Raw genomic sequence first — 24,519 nt, forward strand, 5'->3', positions numbered from 1 at the left:
TTGCCTGGCGCCTTAGCGTGGTCGCCGAACCCCGCTGTGAATCAGGTAGCCCATGGATCTCGGAACGGCTTGCGAACCCTTCTATCAACCCTTGAACAATGAACAGGCGCTGTTCGAACAGGCCTGGCGGCACGGCATGCCGGTGCTGATCAAAGGCCCCACGGGCTGCGGCAAGACCCGGTTTGTCCAGCACATGGCGCACCGCCTGGACCTGCCGCTGCACACCGTGGCCTGCCACGACGACCTCAGCGCCGCCGACCTGATCGGCCGCCATCTGATCGGCGCCCAGGGCACCTGGTGGCAGGACGGGCCGCTGACCCGGGCGGTGCGCGAAGGCGGCATCTGCTACCTCGACGAAGTGGTCGAGGCGCGGCAGGACACGGTGGTGGTCCTGCACCCCCTGGCCGACGGCCGTCGCGAGCTGTTCCTGGAACGCACCGGCGAAGTGCTGCGGGCGCCGCCGTCTTTCATGCTGGTGGTGTCCTACAACCCCGGTTACCAGAACCTGCTCAAGGGCATGAAGCCCAGCACCCGCCAGCGCTTTGTGGCGATGCGCTTCGACTATCCACCGCCGGCCGAGGAGGAACGCATCGTCCAGCGCGAGGCGCAAGTGGATGCGGCCCTGGCGCGGCAGATCGTCGGGCTGGGCCAGGCCCTGCGCCGCCTGGAACAGCATGACCTGGAGGAGGTGGCGTCCACCCGGCTGCTGATTTTCACCGCGCGCATGATCGGCGCCGGCATGCCGCCGCGCGAAGCCTGCCTGGCGTGCCTGGCCGAGCCCCTGAGCGACGACCTTGTCACGGTGGCGGCGCTGATGGACGTGGTCGATGTGCACTTCGGCTGACCCTGCTGCCGACACCCTGGCAGCCCCTCGGCGTCATCTGCCGGGGGATCTGGCGATGTGGTTTTTCATCCTCGCCGAGCTGTCGGTGTTCGCCATCCTGATTCTTGCGTTCGCCGTGACCCAGCAGCTCAAGCCGCAGCTGTTCGCCGAAAGCCGCCAGCTGCTCGACAGTTCCACCGGCCTGGCCATGACCCTGAGCCTGCTCAGCGCCGGGCTGTTGGCGGCGCTGGCCCAGGAACGGGTGCGCCGGGCGCGGCCACGCCAAGGGGCGGCGCTGCTGCTGGCGGCCTTGCTGGCGGCCACGGTCTACCTGCTGCTCAAGCTCGGCGAGTACCGGCATCTGCTGGGCCTGGGACTCGGGCTTGAGCACGACACCTTCTTCACCCTGTACTGGATCCTCACCGGTTTTCATTTCCTCCATGTGCTGCTGGGCATGCTGATTTTCGCCTGGCTGGCGCAGCGCTGCCTGCGCGGCCGGTATGGCGCCGACAACCCTTCGGGTTTCGAGTCCGGGGTGCTCTATTGGCATATGGTCGACCTGGTCTGGGTGCTGCTGTTCCCGCTGGTCTACGTCCTGGATTGACGAGGTGCGCATGTCCGTTGGCAGGTTCTTGCTGAGCTGTTGGGTCGCCCTGGCCGGTCTCAGCGTCGGCACCGTATGGCTGGGCAGCTGGCTGGGGCAGGGCGCGCCGCGCGGGGTGGTGGTGCTGATCCTGCTGCTGGCGGTGGCCAAGGCCTGGCTGATCGCCGACGGCTTCATGGAACTGCGCCACGGGCCGCGCCTGTGGCGCTGGCTGCTGCTCGGCTGGCCGCTGGCGCTGGCCTTGCTGCTGGGCCTGATCCTCAGCCTGTAAATACCCGAGTAAAACCATCGGCGTTTCTTGATTGCCATCAAGCGGGTTTGCCCCCCGCGCTTCCTAGAATGGCCGGGCCAAGCCAAGAGGAAGCGAGCATGTCGGAAACCTTCACCAAAGGCATGGCCAGGAACATCTATTTCGGGGGAAGCGTGTTCTTCTTCCTGATCTTCCTGGCCTTGACCTATCACACGGAGCAGACCTTTCCCGTACGCAGCAACGACGCGCTGTTGAGCGCGGCGGTGGTGCGCGGCAAGACGGTCTGGGAGCAGAACAACTGCATCGGCTGCCACACGCTGCTGGGCGAGGGCGCCTACTTCGCGCCGGAGCTGGGCAACGTGTTCCAGCGCCGCGGCGGCGAGGAGGGCTTCAAGCCTTTCCTGCAGGCCTGGATGAAGATGCAACCCCTGGGCGTGCCCGGACGCCGGGCCATGCCGCAATTCAACCTGAGCCAGCAGGAGGTCGACGACATCGCCGAATTCCTCAAGTGGAGCTCGAAGATCAATACCAATGGCTGGCCGCCAAACAAGGAGGGCTGAACGATGCGTCTTGCCAATCCACACCTGAAATTCGCCTCGCAAGCCGTGGCCAAACCCTACTTCGTGTTTGCCCTGATGCTGTTCCTCGGCCAGGTGCTGTTCGGTTTGATCATGGGCCTGCAATACGTGATCGGCGATTTCCTGTTCCCGATCATTCCCTTCAACGTGGCGCGCATGGTCCACACCAACCTGCTGATCGTCTGGCTGCTGTTCGGCTTCATGGGGGCGGCCTACTACCTGATCCCGGAAGAGGCCGACCGTGAACTGCACAGCCCGAAACTGGCGCTGCTGCTGTTCTGGGTGTTCGCCGCCGCCGGCGTGCTGACCATCCTCGGCTACCTGCTGGTGCCCTACGCGGGCCTGGCGCGGCTGACCCACAACGAGCTGCTGCCGACCATGGGCCGCGAGTTCCTCGAGCAGCCGACCATCACCAAGATGGGCATCGTGGTGGTGTGCCTGGGCTTTCTCTACAACATCGGCATGACCCTGCTCAAGGGCCGCAAGACCACCGTCAGCATGGTGATGATGACCGGGCTGATCGGCCTCGCGGTGTTCTTCCTGTTCTCCTTCTACAACCCGGCCAACCTGGCCCGCGACAAGTTCTACTGGTGGTGGGTGGTGCACCTGTGGGTGGAAGGCGTGTGGGAGCTGATCATGGGCGCGATGCTGGCCTTCGTGCTGATCAAGGTCACCGGCGTGGATCGCGAAGTGGTGGAGAAATGGCTCTACGTGATCATCGCCATGGCGCTGATCAGCGGGATCATCGGCACCGGTCACCACTTCTTCTGGATCGGCGCCCCCGAGGTCTGGCTGTGGGTCGGCTCGATCTTCTCGGCCCTGGAGCCGCTGCCGTTCCTGGCGATGGTGATCTTCGCCTTCAGCATGGTGAAGAACCGCCGCCGCCAGCACCCCAACCGCGCCGCCACGCTGTGGGCCAAGGGCACCACGGTGACCGCGTTCTTCGGCGCCGGGGTCTGGGGGTTCCTGCATACCCTGGCGCCGGTCAACTACTACACCCACGGCACGCAACTGACCGCGGCCCACGGCCACCTGGCGTTCTACGGCGCCTACGCGATGATCGTCATGACCCTGATCAGCTACGCCATGCCGCGCCTGCGCGGCCTCGGCGAGGCGGCGGACGAACGCTCGCAGACCCTGGAGGTCTGGGGTTTCTGGCTGATGACCCTGTCGATGGTGATGATCACCCTGTTGCTCACTGCCGCCGGCGTGGTCCAGGTGCTGCTGCAACGCTGGGCCGAGGACGGCACGGCAATGCCGTTCATGGCCACGGTGGAGCATTTGAGCGGGCTGTTCTGGGCGCGCCTGATCAGCGGGCTGGGGTTCTTCGCCGGGCTGCTGTGCTACCTGCTGAGCTTCCGCCAGCGCGGCCGCGCCGCCTTGCGCGCACCGGCCCCGGTGGTGTCCTCATGAACGACCGCTGCTGGCGAAACGTATCCCTGTAGCCGCTGTCGAGCGCAGCGAGGCTGCGATCGGTCTGGGCGGCATTCCGACGCAGCGGCCGTAAACCGGGCCACGCGGTCTTTCAGGCAAACCGCGTGTACAGGCTTTGCGAGGACTGCGTCGGAATGCCGCCCACCTCGATCGCAGCCTCGCAGGCTCGGCAGCGGCTACAGGACAACGCACGACGATCTCTATGTAGCCGCTGCCGAGCGCAGCGAGGCTGCGATCGGTCGCGCAGCGGCCGCAAGCCGGGCCACGCGGTCTTTCAGGCAAACCGCGGGCACAGGCTTTGCGAGGACTACGTCGGAATGCCGCCCACCTCGATCGCAGCCTCGCAGGCTCGGCAGCGGCTACAGGACAGGCACGACGACGATCTCTATGTAGCCGCTGTCGAGCGAAGCGAGGCTGCGATCGGCAGCGCAGCGGCCGCAAACCGGGCCATGCGGTCTTTCCGGCAAACCGCGTGCACAGGCTTTGCGAGGACTGCGTCGGAATGCCGCCCACCTCGATCGCAGCCTCGCAGGCTCGGCAGCGGCTACAGGACAGGCACGACGACGGTCTCTATGTAGCCGCTGCCGAGCGCAGCGAGGCTGCGATCGGTCGCACAGCGGCCGCAAACCGGGCCGTGCGGTCTTTCTGGTAAACCGCGTGCGCAGGCTTTGCGAGGACTGCGTCGGAATGCCGCCCACCTCGATCGCAGCCTCGCGGGCTCGGCAGCGGCTACGAAGATTGGATAGCGCTGGAAAAGGTCGGTCCGGCTGACGTAGCGGACCGTTTTTCTGTACTGGAAAAAAGGAGGTTCCATGGCCTTCACCCTGGAACTGGAAGAGTGGGTCGGCAGTGTCTGGCACCGCTTTATCACCCGCCGCGCCAGCGTGGATTTTCCCGAGGCGCGGGTTGAGCTGGCGCCGCGCCAACGGGCCCTGGCTCTGTTGTTGCGGGCCATGGGCGGCGACGGTCGCGGCGTCGAGGCGGCCAGCGAGCGCGACCTGCTGTTGCGCCGCAGCCTGTTGCAGCAGATCGCCGGCACTTGCCGGCAACTGCCCCTGGCCTGGTGCGACGCCGACAACCTGCGCCTGCCGGCCAGCCTCGCGGTGTTTCCCGAGGTGGCGTTGAACGAAGAGCTGTATCGCTGGCTGGCCCTGCTGGCGGCGCAGTCCGGGCCGATGCGCCATTGGGGCCGGGACAACCAGCGCTGGACCCGGCGCCTGTTGCAGCGCTACCCGGCGTTGCGGGAGCGCTACCAGCGGCTGGTCGAGGCCCATCTGCAACTGCGCCCCGATCCGGCCTCGCTGAGCCGCCCCGAGGCCGCGCTGGAGCGGGCCTTGTGCCAGGCCCTGCGCGAGCCCGGCAGTGTCGCCGAGTTTCCCCGCAGCGAACGCGCGGCCTGGCCCGTGCCGTTGTGGCTGTACCCACCGCTGCACCTGGCCAGCCCGCTGGCCGTCGATCTTGAGGACTCGCCGGAGGACCTGGCGACCACGGCCGGCGAGCAGGCCGGCGGACGCAAGCGCGCCAGCCGGGTCGAGGACCATAGCCGCGACGGCGGCCTGCTGATCCTGCGCCTGGAGAATCTGTTCAGCTGGACCGAGCATGTGGACCTCGACCGCTGGGCCGACGACAGCGAAGACCCGGACGCCGCCCGGGTCGCCGCCGACCTGGATGAGCTGACCCTGTCGCGCACCCGCCTGCGCAAGGGCGGTGGCCTCAAGCTGCACCTCGACCTGCCGCCGGCGGACGTCGACGACATTCCCCTGGGCGAGGGCATCCACCTGCCGGAATGGGACTATCGCAAGGGGCGGCTGCAGGAAGCTTTCGTCAACCTGCAGATGCTGGTGCCGCGCGATTGCCAGGCGCAGCCGCTGCCGTCGCGCCTGAAGCCGTCGGCGCAGCTGTTGCGGCGGCAGTTCCAGCAGCTGCGCAACGACCGGCAGTGGTTGCGCCAGCAGCCCCAGGGGGCGGAACTGGACATGCAGGCCTGGCTGGATTTTCACGTCGAGCGCGCCCATGGCGCCTGTGCCGAGCGCGGCCTGTTCATGGAGCAGCGCCAGACCCGGCGTGACCTGGCGTGCCTGCTGCTGGCCGACGTCTCGATGTCCACCGATGCCCACCTCAACGACGAGCACCGGGTGATCGAGGTGATCCGCGACAGCCTGCTGCTGTTCGGCGAAACCCTGGCTGGCCTGGGTGACGACTTTGCCTTGTACGGGTTTTCCTCGCTGCGTCGCCAGCAGGTGCGCATGCAGGAACTCAAGGCCTTCGACCAGCGTTACGACGACCACACCCGCGGGCGGATCCAGGGGCTCAAGCCGGGCTTCTATACGCGCATGGGCGCGGCGATCCGCCAGGCCACGCGCCTGCTCGCGGGCTGCAAGCGCCAGCGCAAGTTGTTGCTGTTGTTGACCGATGGCAAGCCCAACGACCTCGACCTCTACGAAGGCCGCTATGGCGTCGAGGACACCCGCGAGGCGGTACTGGAAGCGCGCCGCCAGGGGCTGACGCCGTTCTGCATCACCATCGACCGCGAAGCGGCGGCTTACCTGCCGTACATGTTCGGTGCCAATGGCTACACCCTGATCCGCCAGCCCGAGCAACTGCCGCTGCGTTTGCCGCAGTTGTATCGACAGCTGACCCAGCCTTGAGGCGCAACCCCCCTCGACGGCAGGCGCCTGGCTCGCCAGCGAAGAGACCCTCGGCTGTTGCCCGCGCCTGGGACACCTTCGCCGGCGAGGGCAGGCGAGGGGGAAGGGTTCAAGGTTCCAGGCAAACCTGGTGTGCAGGCCTTGCGGGGACTGCATCGCAATGCCAATCAGGCAACGCGTTATTTCAGGTAAATCTCGCGCATAGGTTTTGCGAGGACTGCGTCCTCGATCGCAGCCTCGCTAACGCTCGACAGCGGCTACACGTAGAGACCAGAGCCATGCGCGGTCTTGTAGCCGCTGCCGAGCCTGCGAGGCTGCGATCGGCTGCGTAGAGGCCGCAAAACGGGCAACTCGGCAGCGGCTACAGGACCGCGCACGATTCCAGACCTGTAGCCGCTGTCGAGCGTTAGCGAGGCTGTGATCGGCTGCGTAGCGGCCGCAAAACGGGCAACTCGGCAGCGGCTACAGGACCGCGCACGACTCCAGACCTGTAGCCGCTGTCGAGCGTTAGCGAGGCTGCGATCGGCTGCGTAGCGGCCGTGCGGTGTTCCAGGCAAAAGCGTCCGCTAGGAGCGCGGCAGCCAGAAGAACATCGCCACGCAGAACAGCGTCAGACCGATGCAGAACCCGGTAAAGCGCCGCAACCGGCGTTGTTCGGCATGCGCCGCAGTGGCCGGCAGCGGCATGCCGCAATGGCGGCAGGAGGCCTGCCGGGGTGGGTTGGAGCCTTGGCAATACAGGCAGACCGGCCCGGCGCTCATTCGAATTGCTCCAGGCGCGGACGGTCGAGAATCACGATCTGGCGGCCGTCCTGGCTGATGATCTTTTCATCGATCAGGCGGCGGATGATCCGCGAGAAGGTCTCCGGCTGGATCGCCAGGTGGCCGGCGATCAGTTGCTTGGCCATCGGCAGTTCGAACCGGCGCTCCACCGGTTGCAGCTGCATCAACTGCGTCAGCAGATACCGCACCACCCTGTGGGTGGCGTTCTTCAGCGACAGGGTTTCGATCTCGTTGACCCGCTGGTGCAGGCGCACGCAGAGCTTGCCGAGCAGGGCGAAGGTCAGGCGGCTGTTGCTTTGCAGCAGGCGCAGGTAGGTGTCGTTGGACAGCCGATAGAGCTGGGTCGGGCCGATGGCTTCGGCCGAGGCCACATAGTCCGGCGTGTCCATCAGCATCATGGCCTCGGCGAAGGTCTGGCGCGGGCCGATGACCTCGAACACTTTCTCCTGCCCGTCCGGCGTCAGGCGGTAGATCTTCACCGCGCCGGCGATCACGAAATAGAAGGCCTCGGCCGGCTCACCCTGGCGAAACAGCGGGTCACCCTTGTCGAGGCTGAGCAACTGGCTGGCCGCCATCAGCTCGTCCAGCTGTTCCTCGTTGAGGGGCTCGAACAGGTGATGGCCGCGCAGGATCTGGTGATGCACGCGATGAAGCACCATGAATATTCATCCTTAATGGTTTGGAGGGGAGGGCGGCTGCCAGGCAAGAGCTGCCGGACCAGGGCTGTCAGACAAGGCCGAGGGCGACACGGCTGGCGAGGGCGAGGATCGCGCCGAGGACGACAAACCACGTCAGTGGCTGGATGGTCTTTTTCAGGATGGCTCCGGCGGTATTCATGGTGGCTCCGGTAATTCGGGAGAGATTGGGTGCCCTGTGTTCAGCAAGACCCGGGCCAGGCGCCAGGGCCCCTGTACGCGGGGGATCCGCGGTTGCGTGGTCAAAAAGACCTGGCGATTTCGGGTGTAAATGACTAGCGAATGGTCAATTTGACCCGCTCATTGAAAGACGAACCCCGGTACCGCGCCAGCCGCACCCCCGGCCCGCCGGCTTATGGCCGCGCGAGGCTGCGATCGGGCCCCGGGGCACGCCCCTTGCACTGCCAGAAAGGACGGCGGGCACAACAGCCCGCCGCATCCCGGGCAAGCTTGATTTGCGACAACGGCAAGGGCGCGCCAATGGCCGATGATGGCCGGGGATTTCATTCGCCGCGTGTCGACCGTCGCCGGGTCGGCCGCTGGGTAAAGGAGTGGGCTTGATGCAAGTACTTGACCGTCGTGCAGCGCTGGCGATCGTGCCGCTGTTACGCCTGGCCTTCCGGCCGTTCTTTCTCGCCGGCTGTGTCCTGGCGCTGCTGGTGGTGCCGCTGTGGCTGACGGCGCTGCAGGGTGCCCTGGGCGACTGGCAACCGGCGGGGGGCTGGCTGGGCTGGCACCGCCACGAACTGCTGTTCGGTTTCGGTCTGGCGATCATCGCCGGCTTCCTGCTGACCGCAGCGCAGACCTGGACCGGCCAGCCGGGCCTCTGCGGCAAGCCGCTGGCGGCCCTGGCCCTGCTCTGGCTGGCCGCGCGCCTGGCCTGGCTGGGCAGCGCGCCCTGGCCGCTGCTGGCGGTGCTGGAGCTGGGCTTTCCCCTGGCGTTGGCCGGGTTGATGGGCCGCATGCTGTGGAAGGTACGCCAGCAACGTAATTACCCGATTGTCCTGGTGCTGCTGCTGCTCGCCGCGGCCGATGGCCTGTCGGTGGCCGGCCTGCTGCAGGGCCATGAAGGCTGGCAGCGCCAGGGCGTGCTGAGCGGCCTGTGGCTGGTGGCGGCGATGATGAGCCTGATCGGCGGGCGGGTGATTCCGTTTTTCACCCAGCGCGGCCTCGGTCGGGTCGCGGCCGTGGCGCCCTGGCCGTGGCTCGATTATCTGCTGCTGGTGGGCTCGGCCTTGGTGGCGCTGCTGTATGCCGCCGGGCCGGCGCTGCTGGCCAATACCTGGGTCGGCGCGCTGTTCCTGCTGCTGGCGGCCGGGCATCTGCTGCGGCTGTGGCGCTGGCAGGATCGCGGGCTGTGGCGGGTGCCGCTGCTGTGGTCGCTGCACCTGGCCTACGCCTGGCTGGCGCTGGCGTGCCTGGGCATGGCGCTGTGGCATTTCGGCGCGCCGCTCAACCCCAGCCTGGCCCTGCACGGCCTGACCATCGGCGCCATGGCCGGGCTGATCCTGGCGATGATCGCCCGGGTCAGCCTGGGCCACACCGGGCGGCCGTTGGAACCGCCGGCGGGCATGACCCTGGCGTTCATCCTGCTCAACCTGGCCTGCCTCAGCCGGGTGCTGCTGGTGCTCTGGCTGCCGGTGGCGGCGTTGTGGCTGGCGGGCCTGTGCTGGGCCCTGGCCTTTGCCCTGTACGTCTGGCGCTACGGGCCGATGCTGCTGCGGGCGCGGGTCGACGGGCATCCGGGCTGAGCCTGAACGCAGAGCAAGGAGAAGGGCAATGATCTACCCCTGGTTACTGGTCACGCATTTGCTGGCCGCCATCGCTTTTATCGGCACGCTGTTCTTCGAGGTGTGCATCTGGCACACGGCGCGCCGGCAACTGGCGAGCGACGCCCAGGTGGCGGCGGACCAGGCCATCGCGGTGCGTTCGCGCAAGGTCCTGCATGGCGTGGTGCTGCTGTTGTACGGCGCCGGTATCGGCCTGGCCTGGCAGCATCGCGGCGCCTTGAGCCAGCCCCTGGGCAGCAGTTTCGCCAGCCTGTTGAGCCTGAAGATCATGCTGGCCCTGAGCATCATCGGCCATTACCTGTTGCTGGCGTACTGGCTCAAGACCGCGCGGTTGAGCGCCGGCCGCGCCTGCTGGATCCGCCGCAGCGTGCTGGGGCACATGCTGCTGATCGTGGTCCTGGCCAAGGCGATGTTCTATTGGCACGGCTGAAGGGGTGTGCCAGCCATAGGGCTGGCACGCAAGGGCGGGGCTCAAGCGTTCAGGGCATTGACGAACAGCACGTTGTTTTCCAGGTGGATGTGCTGCATCAGGTCGTCGCGAAATTCGCTCAGCCCGCGGTACAGCGCGCGCCAGGTGTTACAGGCGTCGGCGGGCGGGGTGATGTGGTCGGTCAGCACCAGCAGCTTCTCCAGGGCCTCGCCATGTTGCTCGTGTTCCAGGCGCAGCACATGGATTGGTGGCGCCGCCCGGCGGCCCAGGCCTTGTTGCAGCATCGGGAACAGCACCTGTTCTTCCTTGAGCATGTGGCCTTCGAGCTCCTGCTGCATGTCCCGCAGGTGATCGGCCAGGCCGTTGGGGCAGCTGCTGCGGGCGCCATGCACCTGCTCCACGCGGCAGGCCAGGCGGATCAGTTCCGGCAGCTGTTCGCGGTGGCGGGCGTGGTAGCGGGTGAGGATATGGGCGATCAGCGCCTCGCTCGGTTCATCGCGCCAGTCCTGCTGCCGGGCGGCGCTGTCTTGCAGCAGGTGCAGGGCCTCGGCGATCTGCACCGGGTCGAGGCCTTTGCCGAGGGCGGCGTCGCGCAGGGTTTTCTGCCCGCCGCAGCAGAAGTCCAGCTTGAACTCATGAAACACCCGGCTGGCGCCGGGGATGTCGCAGGCCAGTTGGCCGAGGCTTTGCTCCAGGAGGTTGTGCTTCGAAGCGTCTGGTTGGGAAGGAGCGGGTCGTTCCAGCAGTGTCGGGTTCATCAGGTTTTCCTTGTTGGAGTGGCAACGGTTCCCCTGGGCCGTTGCAGCCGCCATGCCAGCTGTAACTTTTTGAAAATAATGGATTAATTTTTTGTCGTGGTGCGGATGACCCCGAAACCAAGGGGTTAAAACCACCAGAAAGGGTGATGACTACCATGTTGCGTGAAAGTCTGGCGGCCGACCTGATTGTCGAGTTGCCCAATGCCGTGCGGTTGCAGCGTCTGGTGCAGACCCTGCGGGAATACTTCAAGGCCGGGGCCGTGGGCCTGCTGCGCCTGGACGACGACAGCCTGCGGCCGCTGGCCACCGTCGGCCTGGTGCACGAAGCCATCGGCCGGCGCTTCGTGATCGCCCAGCACCCGCGCCTGGCGGCGATCATGGCGTCCCGCGAGCCGACCTGGTTCGAGCCCGACAGCCGCCTGCCGGACCCCTATGACGGGCTGCTCGACCACCCGGACAACGGGCCGCTGGCGGTGCACGACTGCATGGGCGTGAGCCTGTATGTGGAAGGGCGGGTCTGGGGCGCCATCACCCTCGACGCACTGCGCCCCGGCACCTTCGACCGCCAGGCCCGCGACGAGCTCAAGCGTTGCAGCCTGCAGATCGAGGCCGCGCTGCGGGTCACCCGCCTGGAGCAGGAGAACCGCAGCCTGCGCCTGTCCCGCAGCGAGCCGCAGGATGCGCGCGGGCCGGTGGAGGAGGGCGAGATCCTCGGCCAGAGCGAGGTCCTGCACCAGTTGCTCAACGAGCTGGATGTGCTCGCCGATTCCGAGTTGCCGGTGTTGCTGCTGGGCGAGACCGGGGTTGGCAAGGAGCTGTTCGCCCGCCGCCTGCACCGCCTGTCCCGGCGCGCCCACAAGCCGCTGGTGCAGGTCAACTGCGCGGCGCTGCCGGAGTCCCTGGCCGAGAGCGAGCTGTTCGGCCACGTCAAGGGTGCCTTCTCCGGCGCCACCAGCGACCGTGCCGGGCGCTTCGACGCGGCCAACGGCGGCACGCTGTTTCTCGACGAGGTCGGCGAGCTGCCGTTGAGCGTGCAGGCCAAGTTGCTGCGCACCCTGCAGAACGGCGAGATCCAGCGCCTGGGGGCGGACAAGCCGCTGCATGTGGATGTGCGCATCATCGCCGCGACCAACCGCCACCTGCCGGACAGCATCCGCGACGGGCTGTTTCGCGCCGACCTGTACCACCGGCTGTCGGTGTACCCGGTGCCGATCCCGCCGCTGCGCGAACGTGGCCCGGATGTGCTGGTGCTGGCCGGGCATTTCCTCGAGCTCAACCGCAGCCGTCTCGGCCTGCGTGGCCTGCGCCTGTCGCCGGCGGCCGAACGGGCGCTGCTGGCTTACCCCTGGCCGGGCAATGTGCGGGAACTGGAACACGTGATCAGCCGCGCCGCGCTCAAGCAGCTCAGTCGTGGCGGCAGTCGCAGCCAGATCCTGACCCTGGAGCCGGACGTGCTCGATCTCGACAGCTCGGTGAAGGGCGCGGAGCCGCTCGAACCGTCGCCGCTGGCGGCCGACGACGGGCCGTTCCAGCCCCTGAGCGAAGCCGTCGACGATTATCAGCGGCAGAAGATCCACCAGGCCCTGAGCCGCTGCCGCAACAACTGGGCCCGCGCCGCCCGCTTGCTGGAAGTCGACCCGAGCAACCTGCACAAACTGGCCCGGCGCCTGCGGCTCAAATAGCAGGCCGGCGACGTTCGATTGCCTCTGTAGGAGCGAAGCTTGCTCGCGATGAACCTGAGAACGATGCGGGGTGTCAGGTTATGCGCGTCACCGTTGACGACCATCGCGAGCAAGCTTCGCTCCTACAGAAGCTGCTGCTGGCGCGCCACATGTAGCCGCTGCCGAGCGCAGCGAGGCTGCGATCGAGGACGCAGTCCTCGCAAAGCCTGTGTACCGGATCTACCTGGAATACCGCGTCGCCTGATTGGCGGCCGCTGCGTCGGAATGCCGCCCAGACCGATCGCAGCCTCGCTGCGCTCGGCAGCGGCTACGGAACATGGGTGTCTAGAGAGCGGCGCAGTTGCTACAGAAGATAGCGATCGGCAACTGCCGTTGATGGCGATCAAGGTCATGCCCGGCGCGGCCTCGCAGACTGCGGCAAACCCCAACGGAGATCACCCTCATGCCGCTTTCCCTGGCCCAGATGCGCCGTAACTACTGCCGCGATGGCCTGGCCGACGAGGCCGCGCCGGACGATCCGCTGCCGCTGTTCCAGCAGTGGCTGCAACAGGCCCGCGACACCGAGCAGGCGCCGGTGGAGGCCAACAGCATGTGCCTGGCCACGGTCGACGAGCAGGGCCAGCCCCATTGCCGGGTGCTGTTGCTCAAGGGCTTGAGTGCCGAGGGTTTTACCTTCTTCGGCAACTACCAGAGCGCCAAGGGCCTGGAACTGGCGGCCAATCCCCGGGCCGCCATGACCTTCTTCTGGCCCACCCTGGAGCGCCAGGTGCGGATCGAAGGATTAGTCTCGCGGTTAGCGCCGCGGCTGTCGGATGTGTATTTCGATTCACGCTCCCTGGCCAGTCGCCTTGGTGCCTGGGCGTCGCCGCAAAGCCAGCCCTTGGCCAACCGGCTGCAACTGGAATCCCTGCTGGCCAGCACCACCAGCCGCTTCGACGGCCAGCCGGTGCCGCGCCCGGAACACTGGGGCGGCTACTGCCTGCGCCCGCAGCGCATGGAGTTCTGGCAAGGGCGCAGCGACCGCCTGCATGACCGCCTCGACTACCGCCTGCATGAGGGCGCCTGGCGCCACGGCCGGCTGGCGCCCTGAGGCTTGTCGCCCCGTCGAGGTACCTCCTTGGAGGAATAGGTTCCTCCAAGGATTCGGTTCAGGCTGGGGCCTATCTCATTCACGGGAAGGCTTGGATATGGCCCATCTGGCGCAACGCACGTTTCACCCCCTGAACATCGCCGTGCTGACCATCAGCGATACGCGCACCCTGGACACCGACACCTCGGGCCAGACCCTCAGCGACCTGTTGCAGGCCGCCGGCCATGTGCTGGTCGATCGCGGCCTGGTGCCGGACGACATCTACCAGATCCGCGCCCGCGTCTCGCAGTGGATCGCCGACCCCGAGGTGCAGGTGGTGCTGATGACCGGCGGCACCGGCTTCACCGCGCGGGACAACACGCCCCAGGCGGTAATGCCGCTGCTGGACAAGCATGTGGAAGGTTTCGGCGAGCTGTTTCGCCAGGTATCGGTGGAAGAGATCGGTATGTCCAGCCTGCAGTCGCGGGCCCTGGCCGGGGTCAGCAACGGCGTGCTGGTGGTGTGCGTGCCGGGCTCGCCGGGGGCCTGCCGCACTGCCTGGAACATGATCCTGCGCCCGCAGCTGGACAGCCGCACCGGCCCGTGCAATTTCGCCCCCCATCTCAAGCCGCAGCCCCATCAGGCGCCAGGGCAGCAGATCGAGGCCTGTGGGGTGCGGCCGTGACCGGCTGTGGCTGCGACAGCGGCCAACTGATCCCGGTGGACCAGGCCATCGCCCATCTGCTGGACCAGGTGCCGCCACCGCCCACGACCCAGGACATCGCCCTGGAGCAGGCCCTGGGCCGGGTGCTGGCGGCGGACATCCATTCGCCACTGAACCTGCCCGGCTGGGACAACAGCGCCATGGACGGCTACGCCCTGCGCGCCGCCGACCTGCCGCCTGCCGGTGGCCGCCTGACCCTGGGCGGGCGGATCGCCGCCGGGCAGGCGGCGGACACACCCTTGGCGGCGGGGCAGGCGGTGCGCATCTTCACCGGCGCGCCCTTGCCGCCGGGGGCCGATACGGTGGTGCCCCAGGAGAGCTGCCGGGTCGAGGACGGGCAGCTCTGCTTGCCGCCGGTGACGGTGGGCGATCACGTGCGCCGGCAGGGCGAGGAGGTGGCTCGCGGCGAGCTGTTGCTCAAGGCCGGCAAGCGCCTGCGCGCCCAGGAACTGGGGTTGCTGGCCGCTGCCGGGATCGCCCGGGTCGAGGTCTATCGGCCATTGCGCGTGTGCCTGCTGAGCAGCGGCGACGAGCTGCGCGAGCCCGGCCAGCCCCTGGCGCCGGGGCAGATCTACAACAGCAATCGCTACTGCCTGTTGGCACTGCTGCGCGGTTGGGGCGTGGAAGTACACGACTACGGGGTGATGGCCGACGAGCTGGCGGCCAGCCGCCACGCCTTGAGCCTGGCCTCGTCGGAGTGCGACCTGCTGCTGACTTCGGGCGGGGTCTCGGTGGGCGAGGAAGACCACCTCAAGCAGGCCATCGAGGAACTCGGCAACGTGGATTTCTGGCGCCTGGCGATCCAGCCGGGCAAGCCGCTGGCTTTTGGCGAGGTGGCCGGCAAGCCGTGGATCGGCATGCCGGGCAACCCCTCGGCGGCGCTGGTGACCGCGCTGGTGGTGGTGCGGCCGTTCCTGCTGCGGGCCCAGGGCGTCACGGATGTGTTGCCGCGGCCCCTGGCGTTGCCGGCGGGTTTCGAGTGGCCGCAGCGCAACCGGCGCCGCCAGTATCTGCGTGCCCGCCTGGTGCCCGGCAACGATGCCCAGACCAGCGTGCAGCTGCACCCCCAGCAAAGCTCGGCGATGCTCAGCGCCGCCTGCTGGGCCGATGGCCTGGCGCTGGTGGAATGCGAGCGTCAGGTGCATGCGGGCGACCCCGTGCCGTTCCTGTCGTTCGCCGAGCTGATGCAGTGACGGCAATTGATTGTGGTCAAGGCCGTGGCTGCCGGTCTGGCTAGACTGGCAGCGCATTTCCGATCGCAGCATACGCGTCGTCCCGGCGCGTTCTTTGATGAGGAACCCCCATGCAACTGGTCTGCCCCGCAGGCAACCTGCCTGCGCTCAAAGCGGCGGTGCGCCAAGGCGCCGATGCCGTCTACGTCGGCTTTCGCGACGACACCAACGCCCGGCATTTCGCCGGCCTGAACATGGACGACAAGCAGTTCGACGCGGCGGTCGCGCACATCCGCCAGCACCAACGCAAACTCTATGTGGCGGTCAACACCTACCCCCAGCCCCAGGGCTGGGCGCGCTGGCAACGGGCGGTGGACCGCGCCGCCGATCATGGGGTCGACGCGCTGATCGCCGCCGACCCCGGGGTCCTGGCCTATGCCAGCCAGCGCCACCCGCAATTGAACCTGCACCTGTCGGTGCAGGGCTCGGCAACCAATGCCAGCGCCCTGGCGTTCTACGCCCAGCACTACAACATCCGCCGCGCCGTGCTGCCGCGGGTGCTGTCGCTGGCCCAGGTGCGCCAGGTGGCGGCCAGCAGCAGGGTGCCGATCGAGGTGTTCGCCTTTGGCAGCCTGTGCATCATGGCCGAGGGGCGCTGCCACCTGTCTTCCTACATCACCGGCGAGTCGCCGAACCTGTGCGGCGTCTGCTCGCCGGCCAAGGCGGTGCGCTGGAGCGAGGACGCCGAAGGCTTGAGCGCCCGCCTCAGCGAGGTGCTGATCGACCGCTACAGCGATAATGAAGCGGCCGGCTACCCGACCCTGTGCAAGGGGCGCTTCCTGGTCGAAGGCAGGCGTTTCCATGCCCTGGAGGAACCCACCAGCCTCGACACCCTGGACCTGCTGCCGGAGCTGGCGGCCATTGGCGTCGAGGCGGTGAAGATCGAAGGCCGCCAGCGCAGCCCGGCCTATGTCGAGCAGGTCACCCGGGTCTGGCGCGCGGCGCTGGATGCCCATCGCGCCGCGCCCGCGAATTTTGCGGTCAAGGACCAGTGGCGCCTGGTGCTGGCCGCTCTGTCCGAGGGCAGCCAGACCACCCTGGGTGCCTACCACCGATCATGGCAATGAGGAATTCGCGATGAAGCTCAGCCTGGGCCCCGTCCTGTTCTACTGGGACAAGGAACAATTGGGGCGTTTCTATGCCGAGATGTCGGCCTTGCCCCTGGATGTGATTTACCTGGGGGAAACCGTCTGTTCGAAACGCCGGGCGCTGTCCCTGGACCAGTGGCTGGGGTTGGGGCGCGAACTGCAGGGCTGTAGCCGGGCGCAGATCGTGCTGTCCAGCCTGACCCTGATCGAAGCCGCCTCGGAGCTGTCGAGCCTGCGGCGCCTGTGCGACAACGGCGAGCTGCTGGTGGAGGCCAACGACATGGGCGCGGTGCAGTTTCTCGCCGAGCGCAAGCTGCCGTTCGTCGGTGGCCCGGCGCTCAACCTGTACAACGGCCACGCCCTGGCGCAGTTGCAGGCCTGCGGGATGATCCGCTGGGTGCCGCCGGTGGAGTGTTCGGCGACGCTGATCCGCGCGGTGCTGGATCAGGTACGGGAATTGGGCCAGGCCGTGCCCGAGGTCGAAGTCTTCGCCTATGGGCATCTGCCGCTGGCGTATTCCGCGCGCTGCTTCACCGCCCGGGCCCAGGACCGGCCCAAGGACGACTGCCAGTTCTGCTGCATCCAGTACCCCGACGGCCTGGCGCTGAGCAGCCAGGAAGGCCAGGCGCTGTTCACCCTCAATGGTATTCAGACCCTGTCGGCGGAGGTCACCAATCTGCTGGCGGACTACGCCGGGCTGGTGGCCTGCGGCGCCGACCTGCTGCGCCTGAGCCCGCGGGCCCAGGGCATGGGCGAGGTGATCGAGGCCTATCAGCGGGTGCGCCAGGGCGCGACGCCACCGCTGTTCGTCGAGGGCTGCAACGGTTACTGGCATGGCCAGGCCGGGATGTTGCGCGTCGAGGAGGTGGGCCTGTGCTGAGTGGCAAATCCAAACGCAAGGAATGGCTGCTGCGCAGCGCCGACCGGCTGCTGCCATGGCTGCGGCGGGTGCCGTTCGGCGTGCAGCGCCTGGCCTTGCAGCAGGGGCTCAACCGCTGCCTGGCCGAGCCGCTGCGCGCCGGCGAATTCGACCTGCTGCGCCGGCGCTGGTTGTGCCTGCGGATTCCCGACCTGGGCCTGGCCTGGTACCTGACCCGCGACCTCGACGGCCTGCGCATCGCCGCGCGGGCCCGGGCCGACGTGACCATCAGCGGCAACTGGCGCGAGTTCCTGCTGCTGGCCAGCCGCCAGGAAGACCCGGACACCCTGTTCTTCCGCCGGCGCCTGGTGATCGAGGGCGATACCGAGCTGGGCCTGACCCTGAAGAACCTGATCGACAGCCTCGACCCGGACGTGTTGCCGGTCTGGCTGTGGCGCGGCCTGGAGCGGGCGGGGAAGGGGCTGGCGGCGGGTTGAGTCACGGGGGCGCCGGGCAATGCCTTTTGCAGGCGCCGGCGACCGGGATAACGCGGCGTGCCTGAGACGACGCCTCGCGAGCAAGCTGCGCTCCTACAGGTGTCCGGCCAGTCCTCGTTCGCAGCCTCGCTGCGCTGGGTAGCGACTACAAGACCGTGTGCGGCTCCGGCTACCCCCTGTAGGAGCGCAGCTTGCTCGCGATGGTCGTCAACGATGACGCGCGCAACCTGACACCCCGCATTGCCCTCAGGTTCATCGCGCGCAAGCTGCACTCCTACAGGGGCGGTGTTCACCGATTGGGGTCAGCCCTGGTAGGTGGCTAGTTGCTCGGCGCCGAGGATCAGGATAGTGCGCCGCTCCATGGCGATCAGGCCGCGTTCCACCAGGCGATGGAGGATGCGCGAGAAGGTCTCCGGCTGGATCCCCAGCTTCGAGGCCACCAGGCGCTTGGACACCTGCAGCACCACCTCGCCGCTGAGCGGGTCGCGTTCCTGCAACAGGAAATTCACCACCCGCCGGCTGGCGCTGCCCAGGGTCAGGGTGTCGATGTCCTTGAGGCGCTGGTGCAGGTGCACGCTCATGCTCGCCAGGATTGCCAGGCACACCTGCGGCTGGTCCTCCAGGGCGTGGCGGTAATGGTTGCCGTCGATGCTGATCAGCACGCTGTCTTTCAGCGCGCTGGCGTTCACCGGGTAGAAGCGCGCCTGGCTGAACAGCAGGGCCTCGGCGAAGGTCTGCCCGGGCTGGATGATTTCCACCAGGTTTTCCTGGCCTTCGCCGCTGATGCGGTACAGCTTGACCTGGCCGCTGACCAACAGGAAAAAGCGTTTGGCCGGGTCGCCCTGGTGCATCAGGGTGTTGTGGCTGGGCAGGCGCCTGAGCCTGGCCTGGGCGCAGACCTCCTCGAAGACCTTGTCCGGCAACTGGCTGAACAGATGATGGCGCCGCAGGAACAGCACGATGGAAGGGTGGGTCAGCATGGGTACCTCCGCTGCCGGCCATGGTAGAGCGCGGGGCTGCCATGGCCTATGCCTCCGCCGGCCTACCTCTAAAGGGGCAGAGGGCGAGACGCGGCTCAGCCGGCGTTGCGCAGGTGCTCCATCGCCCACACCGCGGCCTCGACCCGCGAGCGCAGGCCGAGCTTGTGCAGCAGGTTCTTCACATGGACCTTGACCGTGCCTTCGGTGATGCCCAGCTTGTGGCCGATGACCTTGTTGCTGTAGCCGCTGGCGATGGTCTTGAGCACCTGGCGCTCGCGTTCGGTCAGCTCCACTTCCGGCTGGCGCGGCGGTGAACGCAGGGCCTGGGCCATGACCCGGGTCAGCCCCGGGCTGATCACCAGGGCGCCGTTCAGCGCATCGCGCAGGTACTGGATCAGCAGCTCGGGTTCCATGTCCTTGAGCAGGTAGCCGTCGGCGTCCAGGCGCAGGGCGTCGCGAATGTCGTCCTCGGCGTCGGACACGGTGAACAGCAGCACCTTGCCGCGATAGTCCATGGTCCGCAGGCGGCGCAGGGTCTCGATGCCGTTGAGTTGCGGCATGTTGTTGTCGAGCAGCACCAGGTCGGGCTGCAACGGCTCGATCAGGCCCAGGGCTTCTTCGCCGTGGCTGGCCTCGCCGACGATCTGCAGGTCGTCTTCCAGTTCGAGCATCTGGCGGATGCCGCGACGCATCATCGGATGGTCGTCGACCAGCAGGATCCGGTAGGTGGGGGATGGGTTCATGCGGCGCTACCTTCTGTGGGGACTCCGAGAAACTCCGGACGGAATTCCATCTGCACCAGGGTGCCCTGGGGCGTCCTGGAAAAAATCTGCAACTGGCCATGCAGGCTGCGGGCCCGCTCATCCATGATGTTCAGGCCGTGGTGTTCGCGCTGGTTGCCGCTGGTGTCGTGGCCGCCGCTGAAGCCGCGGCCATCGTCCTCGATCGACAGGCGCAGGGTTTCGCCGTGCTGGCGCAGTTGCAGCCAGACATTCTCCGCGTGGGCGTGGCGCAGGCAGTTGGAAAGCGCCTCGCGGGTGATCTGCAACAGGTGGATCTGCTCGCTGGCCGACAGCTCGAAAGCCAGGCTGTCGAGCTGCAGGTGCACCTGGAAATCGCCGCGGCGCGAGAACTCCTCGGTGGTCGCTTCGAGCTCGCGCACCAGCCCGGCATCGTGGATCTGCAGGCGAAAGGTAGTCAGCAGTTCGCGCAGTTGGCGGTAGGCATTGTTTACCCCTTCGCGCAGTTCGGCGGTGACGTTCTCCAGGGTGCTCACCGGTTCGCCACGGCGCATCAGGGTCTGCATGCGGCTGACCTGCAGCTTCATGTAGGACAGGGCCTGGGCCAGGGAGTCGTGGAGCTCGCGGGCGATGATCGCGCGCTCCTCGAACAGCAGCAGGCGATGGTCCTGTTCGCGCTGGCGCTTGAGCGACAGCGAGGTGCCGATCAGGTTGGCCAGGGCCTGGATCAGTTCGGTTTCCCAGGCTTGCGGGGCATGGCCGTCGAGGAAGTGCGCCTTGAGCTCGCCCAGTTCGCTGCCCTGGTTGCTGATGCTGAAGCTCTGCCGGCTGATGGACTGGTGGCGCTGGCAGCTGGCGCAATCGCTGACCGCGCAGACATCCCGGCTGCTGGCGCCATGCAGGGCGATCAGCTGCTGCGCCGGGGCCTGCAACTGGCCTTGCAGGCACAGCGACAGGCGCAGCCCCGGCAGGCGCTGCTGGAAACGCCGGATCAACTCGTCCAGGCCTTCGGCGTTGGCCAGCCGCGTGGCCAGGCTGCGGCTGCTCTGGTACAGCAGCTCGAGGGCGGCATTGGCCTGTTGCAGGTTATGGGTCTTTTGCCGCACCAGGGTTTCCAGGGTGCGGTGGGATTGCTCGATGGTCTCGGCCATGGCGTTGAAGCTGGTGGCCAGCTGGCCCAGCTCGTCCTGGGACTGGTGGTTGACCCGCATCTGGAACTCGCCGCGACGAAAACCCTGGGTGGCTTCCACCAGTTCCTGCAACGGCGTGACCACGCTGTATTGCAGCTCGTACAGGCCCAGCAGCAGGACGAACAGGGTGGTGAACAGCGCCGCGCCCTGGATCAGCTGTTGCCAGGTCTGCTTATGTTCGCTCTGGCGTTGCAGCAGGCTGACGAACTGGTTCAGCTGTTCGACGAAGGGCAGGGCCAGGGCCTGGAACGCCGCGGCATCTTGGCGTTCCAGGGCCGGCTGCAATTCGTCGTTCCAGCGTTGCTGGATCTGCCGGTAGCTGCCCAGCAGGTCGGGATCGGCGCCGTCTTCCAGCACAGCCCTGAGCGACTGGCTGTCGAGGCGCTGTTGCAGGCTCTGGCGGATACGCTCGATGTCTTCGGCGCTGGCGCCGGCGGCCAGCTTCCAGCTCAGGTGGTAGGTCTCCATGCGCACCGAGCCCGCGGTATTGATGGCCGCCGCGTCGCCCTGGCTGAACCAGGCGATCAACCCGGCGCTCAACGAGCTGGCCAGCGCCAGCACGGCGATCAGGATCACCGCCAGGCCGGCGCGGGCGGGCAGGGAGCTGCGCAGCCAGCGGATCATGGGCGCGGGCCACAACTGAGCCGGCTGAGGATGAAAGAGAGGAGGGCTGGCATGGAAAGCTCCAGGGGCGGCTGGCGATGGTTTTGCCGCCGGTCCCTGGCGCTCTACCTCTAAAGAGTTGTTGTCCATCGGATCCGTGCAGCCGCCTCGTGGAGCCAAGGCAAGAGCCTGATAAACAAAGGGTTCAGAGGTTTTTCGGCACTACCTCGTTGGAGGTAGGCGGCGCAAGCATAGGCCCGTGAGGCCCCGGGCTTCATTGACCCGGGTCAAGTTTTTACCGGGTTCGCCTCTCTAGTCTGCGGCCATGAATGACTGACGGGAGAGCGAGATGACCCAACCGCGTGTGCGACAAGGCCTGGTGCTGGGCATGAGTACGCTGGCCTTCACCGTGTGCTTCATGGTCTGGATGATGTTCGCGGTGCTCGGGGTGCCGATCAAGGAGCTGCTCCAGCTCAACGAAACCCAGTTCGGCCTGCTGGCCGCCACCCCGGTGCTCACCGGTTCGCTGGCGCGCCTGCCGCTGGGCCTGCTGACCGACCGCTTTGGCGGGCGCAGCGTGTTCTTCCTGCTGATGCTGTGCTGCGTGTTGCCGCTGTACCTGATCAGCCACGCCACGGCCTACTGGCAGTTCCTGGTCCTGGGCCTGTTCGTCGGCCTGGCCGGCGGTTCGTTTTCGGTGGGCATCGCCTACGTCGCCAAGTGGTTCGACCAGGACAACCAGGGTTTCGCCATGGGCATCTTCGGCGCCGGTAACGCTGGTGCCGCGCTGACCAAGTTTCTCGCCCCGGCGCTGATCGCCGCCGGCAGCTGGCAACTGGTGCCAAAGGCCTTCAGCGCCATCCTGTTCATCACCGCGCTGCTGTTCTGGTTTCTCAGCGCCGACAACAAGGCCCACCGCAGTGCCTCCGGCGCCACCTTGCGCGAGCAGTTGGGCGCGCTGAAGGACCCGGCGGTGTGGCGCTACTGCCAGTACTACTCGATCGTCTTCGGCGGCTACGTGGCCCTGGCGCTGTGGATGACCCAGTACTACGTGCAGGAATACGGTTTCAGCCTGCAGAGCGCGGCGCTGCTGGCCGCCTGTTTCTCCCTGCCGGGCGGCGTGCTGCGCGCCGTCGGCGGCTGGATGTCGGACCGCTGGGGCGCCCAGAGCGTGACCTGGTGGGTGCTCTGGGTCAGCTGGATCTGCCTGTTCCTGCTGTCCTACCCGCAGACCCAGCTGCAAGTGCACACCGTCGACGGCACCCTGGATTTCCACATCGGCCTGAGCCCGGCGCTGTTCACCGTGCTGTTGTTCGTCATGGGCATCGCCTTCGCCTTCGGCAAGGCCTCGGTGTTCAAGTACATCGCCAACGACTACCCACAAAACATGGGCGCGGTGTCCGGCATCGTCGGCTTGGCCGGCGGCCTCGGCGGCTTCGTCCTGCCGATCCTGTTCGGCGCCCTGGTGGACCTCACCGGCGTGCGCTCTTCCTGCTTCATGTTGATGTACGGCGTGGTCTGGGTGTCGCTCACCTGGATGTACTTCAGCGAAATCCGCAAGCGCCCGCTGCTGGGCAAACAGCCGCCGGCCACCTCGTCCCCGTTTTCCAGCATTGCCCAAGGAGAAGAACATGTCGGTTCTTAACAAGCCCGATTCAGGCCCGGTGATTCATGACTGGCGCCCGGAAGACCCCGCTTTCTGGGGGCGCAGCGGCAAGCAGACAGCGACCCGCAACCTGTGGATCTCGATTCCCGCGCTGCTCTTGGCCTTTGCCGTGTGGATGGTCTGGAGCACGGTGATCGTGCGCCTGAACGCCATCGGCTTCAGCTTCAGCACCGACCAGCTGTTCTGGCTGGCGGCGCTGCCGGGGCTGTCCGGCGCCACCTTGCGGGTGTTCTATTCGTTCATGGTGCCGATCTTCGGCGGCCGCCGCTGGACCGCCCTGAGCACCGCCTCGCTGCTGCTGCCGTCGCTGTGGATGGGCTTTGCCGTGCAGGACCCGAACACCCCCTACAGCGTGTTCGTGCTGATCGCGCTGCTCTGCGGTTTCGGCGGCGGCAACTTCGCCTCGAGCATGTCCAACATCAGCTTCTTCTACCCCAAGTCGCAGCAGGGCACGGCCCTGGGCCTGAATGCCGGGCTGGGCAACCTCGGGGTGTCGGTGATGCAGTTCTGCGTGCCGCTGGTGATCACCTTCGGCCTGTTCGGCTGGCTCGGCGGGCAGCCCCAGGTGCTGGCCGATGGTAGCCAGCTGTGGCTGCAGAATGCCGGCTTTCTTTGGGTGCCGTTCATTATCGCGGTGACCCTGCTGGCCTGGTTCGGCATGAACGACCTGTCCAGCGCCAAGGCCTCGTTCAGCGAGCAGGCGGTGATCTTCAAGCGCAAGCACAACTGGCTGATGTGCTGGCTGTACCTGGCGACCTTCGGCTCGTTCATCGGCTTCTCGGCGGCCTTTCCGCTGCTGATCAAGACTGCGTTCCCGGAGGTGGTGGCGCTGAAATTCGCCTTCCTCGGCCCGCTGGTGGGCGCCCTGGTGCGGCCGCTGGGCGGCTGGCTGGCGGACAAGCTGGGCGGTGCCCGGGTCACCTTGTGGAACTTCGTGGCGATGATCGTGATGGTCTTCGGGGTTCTTCATTTTCTCCCGCACAACGGCGCCGGCGGCAACTTCTACGGCTTCCTCGGCCTGTTCATGCTGCTGTTCATCACCACCGGCATCGGCAACGGCTCCACCTTCCGCATGATCCCGGTGATCTTCCGCACCCTGCACGAAAAGGCCGCCGCCGGGCAAAACGCCGCGGTGCGCGAGCAGGCGCTGAAAAACGCCGGCAAGGAGTCGGCCGCGGTCCTTGGCTTCAGCTCGGCCATGGGCGCCTTCGGTGCGTTCTTCATCCCCAAATCCTTCGGCACTTCCATGGCCCAGACCGGCGGCCCGGAGATGGCCTTCTACATGTTCGTCGGCTTTTACCTGAGCTGCATTGTGGTGACCTGGTGGTGGTACGCGCGCAAAGGCGCGGCGACTCCCTGCTGACACGACCCGAATCCAAACCTTGCCGGCGGGGCAC

The 24,519-nt window shown here is 67.1% G+C and carries 23 protein-coding genes; 17 read left to right on the top strand and 6 right to left on the bottom strand.

Annotated elements, in window-relative coordinates:
* Window positions 1–52: 52 nt before the first annotated feature.
* From J4D28_RS22670 to J4D28_RS22695, 6 genes are all read left to right on the top strand, one after another.
* The gene (locus J4D28_RS22670; RefSeq protein ID WP_028682727.1) at window positions 53–844 is read left to right on the top strand and encodes a CbbQ/NirQ/NorQ/GpvN family protein; all 792 of its coding nucleotides are present in this window, start codon (window positions 53–55) and stop codon (window positions 842–844) included.
* A complete protein-coding gene (locus J4D28_RS22675; protein ID WP_038633163.1) occupies window positions 828–1,427 on the top strand; it encodes a cytochrome c oxidase subunit 3 in 600 nt (199 codons plus the stop codon). The genes J4D28_RS22670 and J4D28_RS22675 overlap by 17 nt, the downstream gene beginning before the upstream one ends.
* Window positions 1,428–1,437: 10 nt before the next feature.
* Window positions 1,438–1,698: a cytochrome C oxidase subunit IV family protein gene (locus J4D28_RS22680; RefSeq protein ID WP_009049469.1), complete on the top strand. Its 261-nt coding sequence runs from the start codon at window positions 1,438–1,440 to the stop codon at window positions 1,696–1,698.
* A gap of 98 nt (window positions 1,699–1,796) precedes the next feature.
* Complete coding sequence (locus J4D28_RS22685) at window positions 1,797–2,237, top strand: cytochrome c (RefSeq protein WP_016702476.1); 441 nt, start codon at window positions 1,797–1,799, stop codon at window positions 2,235–2,237.
* A gap of 3 nt (window positions 2,238–2,240) precedes the next feature.
* A complete protein-coding gene (locus J4D28_RS22690) occupies window positions 2,241–3,668 on the top strand; it encodes a cbb3-type cytochrome c oxidase subunit I (protein ID WP_103331846.1) in 1,428 nt (475 codons plus the stop codon).
* A gap of 833 nt (window positions 3,669–4,501) precedes the next feature.
* Window positions 4,502–6,337, top strand: a complete 1,836-nt coding sequence (locus J4D28_RS22695) for a nitric oxide reductase activation protein NorD (protein ID WP_103331823.1) — start codon at window positions 4,502–4,504, stop codon at window positions 6,335–6,337.
* Between the two features lie 566 nt (window positions 6,338–6,903).
* On the opposite strand, the gene J4D28_RS22700 is transcribed toward J4D28_RS22695, so the two are convergent.
* Entirely contained in the window at window positions 6,904–7,098 is a 195-nt protein-coding gene (locus J4D28_RS22700) for a hypothetical protein (protein ID WP_016704286.1), read from the bottom strand.
* The gene (locus J4D28_RS22705; protein ID WP_038633157.1) at window positions 7,095–7,778 is read right to left on the bottom strand and encodes a Crp/Fnr family transcriptional regulator; all 684 of its coding nucleotides are present in this window, start codon (window positions 7,776–7,778) and stop codon (window positions 7,095–7,097) included. The genes J4D28_RS22700 and J4D28_RS22705 overlap by 4 nt, the downstream gene beginning before the upstream one ends.
* 596 nt (window positions 7,779–8,374) lie before the next feature.
* On the opposite strand from J4D28_RS22705, the gene J4D28_RS22710 reads away from it, so the two are divergent.
* Both J4D28_RS22710 and J4D28_RS22715 read left to right on the top strand, forming a co-directional pair.
* Window positions 8,375–9,565, top strand: coding sequence for an NnrS family protein (locus J4D28_RS22710; RefSeq protein WP_103331824.1), 1,191 nt, complete (start codon window positions 8,375–8,377; stop codon window positions 9,563–9,565).
* A gap of 28 nt (window positions 9,566–9,593) precedes the next feature.
* Window positions 9,594–10,034, top strand: coding sequence for a CopD family copper resistance protein (locus tag J4D28_RS22715; protein ID WP_009049462.1), 441 nt, complete (start codon window positions 9,594–9,596; stop codon window positions 10,032–10,034).
* 41 nt (window positions 10,035–10,075) lie between these two features.
* Here J4D28_RS22715 and ytfE read toward each other — a convergent pair whose 3' ends face one another.
* Window positions 10,076–10,792, bottom strand: a complete 717-nt coding sequence (ytfE, locus tag J4D28_RS22720) for an iron-sulfur cluster repair protein YtfE (RefSeq protein ID WP_016704282.1) — start codon at window positions 10,790–10,792, stop codon at window positions 10,076–10,078.
* A 155-nt stretch (window positions 10,793–10,947) separates the two neighbouring features.
* On the opposite strand from ytfE, the gene norR reads away from it, so the two are divergent.
* From norR to J4D28_RS22755, 7 genes are all read left to right on the top strand, one after another.
* The gene (norR, locus tag J4D28_RS22725) at window positions 10,948–12,474 is read left to right on the top strand and encodes a nitric oxide reductase transcriptional regulator NorR (protein WP_029527060.1); all 1,527 of its coding nucleotides are present in this window, start codon (window positions 10,948–10,950) and stop codon (window positions 12,472–12,474) included.
* 442 nt (window positions 12,475–12,916) lie between these two features.
* Window positions 12,917–13,564 carry a pyridoxamine 5'-phosphate oxidase gene (pdxH, locus tag J4D28_RS22730; RefSeq protein WP_103331825.1) on the top strand — a complete coding sequence of 216 codons (648 nt, stop codon included), beginning with the start codon at window positions 12,917–12,919 and terminating at the stop codon, window positions 13,562–13,564.
* A 97-nt stretch (window positions 13,565–13,661) separates the two neighbouring features.
* Window positions 13,662–14,228, top strand: coding sequence for a molybdenum cofactor biosynthesis protein B (gene moaB / locus J4D28_RS22735; RefSeq protein ID WP_009049458.1), 567 nt, complete (start codon window positions 13,662–13,664; stop codon window positions 14,226–14,228).
* Complete coding sequence (gene glp, locus J4D28_RS22740; RefSeq protein WP_103331826.1) at window positions 14,225–15,460, top strand: gephyrin-like molybdotransferase Glp; 1,236 nt, start codon at window positions 14,225–14,227, stop codon at window positions 15,458–15,460. Before moaB ends, glp begins: the two co-directional genes overlap by 4 nt.
* A 110-nt stretch (window positions 15,461–15,570) precedes the next feature.
* The gene (locus tag J4D28_RS22745; protein ID WP_103331827.1) at window positions 15,571–16,566 is read left to right on the top strand and encodes a peptidase U32 family protein; all 996 of its coding nucleotides are present in this window, start codon (window positions 15,571–15,573) and stop codon (window positions 16,564–16,566) included.
* Window positions 16,567–16,576: 10 nt separating this feature from the next.
* Window positions 16,577–17,467 (top strand): U32 family peptidase, encoded by an 891-nt coding sequence (locus J4D28_RS22750; RefSeq protein ID WP_103331828.1) that lies wholly within the window; start codon window positions 16,577–16,579, stop codon window positions 17,465–17,467.
* A complete protein-coding gene (locus tag J4D28_RS22755) occupies window positions 17,461–17,943 on the top strand; it encodes an SCP2 domain-containing protein (protein ID WP_103331829.1) in 483 nt (160 codons plus the stop codon). The genes J4D28_RS22750 and J4D28_RS22755 overlap by 7 nt, the downstream gene beginning before the upstream one ends.
* Window positions 17,944–18,245: 302 nt before the next feature.
* Here the strand turns inward: J4D28_RS22755 and J4D28_RS22760 are convergent, their stop codons facing one another.
* From J4D28_RS22760 to J4D28_RS22770, 3 genes are all read right to left on the bottom strand, one after another.
* Entirely contained in the window at window positions 18,246–18,923 is a 678-nt protein-coding gene (locus J4D28_RS22760) for a Crp/Fnr family transcriptional regulator (RefSeq protein ID WP_103331830.1), read from the bottom strand.
* Between the two features lie 95 nt (window positions 18,924–19,018).
* Window positions 19,019–19,666 carry a two-component system response regulator NarL gene (gene narL, locus J4D28_RS22765; RefSeq protein WP_009049452.1) on the bottom strand — a complete coding sequence of 216 codons (648 nt, stop codon included), beginning with the start codon at window positions 19,664–19,666 and terminating at the stop codon, window positions 19,019–19,021.
* Window positions 19,663–21,477 (bottom strand): histidine kinase, encoded by a 1,815-nt coding sequence (locus J4D28_RS22770; protein WP_207246454.1) that lies wholly within the window; start codon window positions 21,475–21,477, stop codon window positions 19,663–19,665. The genes narL and J4D28_RS22770 overlap by 4 nt, the downstream gene beginning before the upstream one ends.
* Before the next feature lie 328 nt (window positions 21,478–21,805).
* Between J4D28_RS22770 and J4D28_RS22775 the strand changes: the two genes are divergently transcribed.
* Together J4D28_RS22775 and J4D28_RS22780 are read left to right on the top strand one after the other, a co-directional pair.
* Window positions 21,806–23,101 (top strand): nitrate/nitrite transporter, encoded by a 1,296-nt coding sequence (locus J4D28_RS22775; protein ID WP_016704271.1) that lies wholly within the window; start codon window positions 21,806–21,808, stop codon window positions 23,099–23,101.
* Window positions 23,088–24,485 carry a NarK family nitrate/nitrite MFS transporter gene (locus J4D28_RS22780; RefSeq protein ID WP_009049449.1) on the top strand — a complete coding sequence of 466 codons (1,398 nt, stop codon included), beginning with the start codon at window positions 23,088–23,090 and terminating at the stop codon, window positions 24,483–24,485. Before J4D28_RS22775 ends, J4D28_RS22780 begins: the two co-directional genes overlap by 14 nt.
* Window positions 24,486–24,519 lie beyond the last annotated feature (34 nt).

This window comes from Pseudomonas sp. GW531-T4 (assembly GCF_017349615.1).
Taxonomy (GTDB): Bacteria; Pseudomonadota; Gammaproteobacteria; order Pseudomonadales; family Pseudomonadaceae; genus Aquipseudomonas; species Aquipseudomonas chlororaphis_I.

Bases quoted from the DNA above. Each gene is read 5' to 3' on its own strand.
- J4D28_RS22670 (WP_028682727.1), top strand. From the start codon at position 53: ATGGATCTCGGAACGGCTTGCGAACCCTTCTATCAACCCTTGAACAAT.
- J4D28_RS22675 (WP_038633163.1), top strand. From the start codon at position 828: ATGTGCACTTCGGCTGACCCTGCTGCCGACACCCTGGCAGCCCCTCGG.
- J4D28_RS22680 (WP_009049469.1), top strand. From the start codon at position 1,438: ATGTCCGTTGGCAGGTTCTTGCTGAGCTGTTGGGTCGCCCTGGCCGGT.
- J4D28_RS22685 (WP_016702476.1), top strand. From the start codon at position 1,797: ATGTCGGAAACCTTCACCAAAGGCATGGCCAGGAACATCTATTTCGGG.
- J4D28_RS22690 (WP_103331846.1), top strand. From the start codon at position 2,241: ATGCGTCTTGCCAATCCACACCTGAAATTCGCCTCGCAAGCCGTGGCC.
- J4D28_RS22695 (WP_103331823.1), top strand. From the start codon at position 4,502: ATGGCCTTCACCCTGGAACTGGAAGAGTGGGTCGGCAGTGTCTGGCAC.
- J4D28_RS22700 (WP_016704286.1), bottom strand. From the start codon at position 7,098: ATGAGCGCCGGGCCGGTCTGCCTGTATTGCCAAGGCTCCAACCCACCC.
- J4D28_RS22705 (WP_038633157.1), bottom strand. From the start codon at position 7,778: ATGGTGCTTCATCGCGTGCATCACCAGATCCTGCGCGGCCATCACCTG.
- J4D28_RS22710 (WP_103331824.1), top strand. From the start codon at position 8,375: ATGCAAGTACTTGACCGTCGTGCAGCGCTGGCGATCGTGCCGCTGTTA.
- J4D28_RS22715 (WP_009049462.1), top strand. From the start codon at position 9,594: ATGATCTACCCCTGGTTACTGGTCACGCATTTGCTGGCCGCCATCGCT.
- ytfE (WP_016704282.1), bottom strand. From the start codon at position 10,792: ATGAACCCGACACTGCTGGAACGACCCGCTCCTTCCCAACCAGACGCT.
- norR (WP_029527060.1), top strand. From the start codon at position 10,948: ATGTTGCGTGAAAGTCTGGCGGCCGACCTGATTGTCGAGTTGCCCAAT.
- pdxH (WP_103331825.1), top strand. From the start codon at position 12,917: ATGCCGCTTTCCCTGGCCCAGATGCGCCGTAACTACTGCCGCGATGGC.
- moaB (WP_009049458.1), top strand. From the start codon at position 13,662: ATGGCCCATCTGGCGCAACGCACGTTTCACCCCCTGAACATCGCCGTG.
- J4D28_RS22745 (WP_103331827.1), top strand. From the start codon at position 15,571: ATGCAACTGGTCTGCCCCGCAGGCAACCTGCCTGCGCTCAAAGCGGCG.
- J4D28_RS22750 (WP_103331828.1), top strand. From the start codon at position 16,577: ATGAAGCTCAGCCTGGGCCCCGTCCTGTTCTACTGGGACAAGGAACAA.
- J4D28_RS22760 (WP_103331830.1), bottom strand. From the start codon at position 18,923: ATGCTGACCCACCCTTCCATCGTGCTGTTCCTGCGGCGCCATCATCTG.
- narL (WP_009049452.1), bottom strand. From the start codon at position 19,666: ATGAACCCATCCCCCACCTACCGGATCCTGCTGGTCGACGACCATCCG.
- J4D28_RS22770 (WP_207246454.1), bottom strand. From the start codon at position 21,477: ATGATCCGCTGGCTGCGCAGCTCCCTGCCCGCCCGCGCCGGCCTGGCG.
- J4D28_RS22775 (WP_016704271.1), top strand. From the start codon at position 21,806: ATGACCCAACCGCGTGTGCGACAAGGCCTGGTGCTGGGCATGAGTACG.
- J4D28_RS22780 (WP_009049449.1), top strand. From the start codon at position 23,088: ATGTCGGTTCTTAACAAGCCCGATTCAGGCCCGGTGATTCATGACTGG.